We start from the raw sequence: 284 nt of genomic DNA, 5'->3' as shown, positions 1-284 counted from the left end.
CACCACAACAAAAGCAATCTCTCTATCGAAATCAATCTGAGTGAAATTAGCTAACGCTTCATGATTGAATTCACCCACATCACTAAAGAAGCGTTTGTAGAGATCCTCTTTAGAGACTCGATTAATGAAGTCGGCATGAAGTGGTTCATCTTCAGGAAGAATCGGGCGTAGCAGTACTTCTGTTCCATCTTTTAACTGGATAAGTTCCTCAAGCTCTACAGGGTAAGGGCGAATCGCGAGTCTTTCTTGCGGATCCCCTTCGTAGGCTTTCAATATGATATCGG

The 284-nt window shown here is 43.0% G+C and carries 1 pseudogene; it reads right to left on the bottom strand.

From position 1 onward, the window contains the following. Positions 1 to 284: pseudogene (locus A3712_RS21620) on the bottom strand (protein acetyltransferase); the annotation flags it as partial.

Source organism: Vibrio sp. HI00D65, assembly GCF_001635455.1.
In the GTDB taxonomy this organism is placed as follows: Bacteria; Pseudomonadota; Gammaproteobacteria; order Enterobacterales; family Vibrionaceae; genus Vibrio.
Note: the sequence above shows the minus strand (reverse complement) of the source record. Positions and strands in the feature narration are given on the sequence as shown.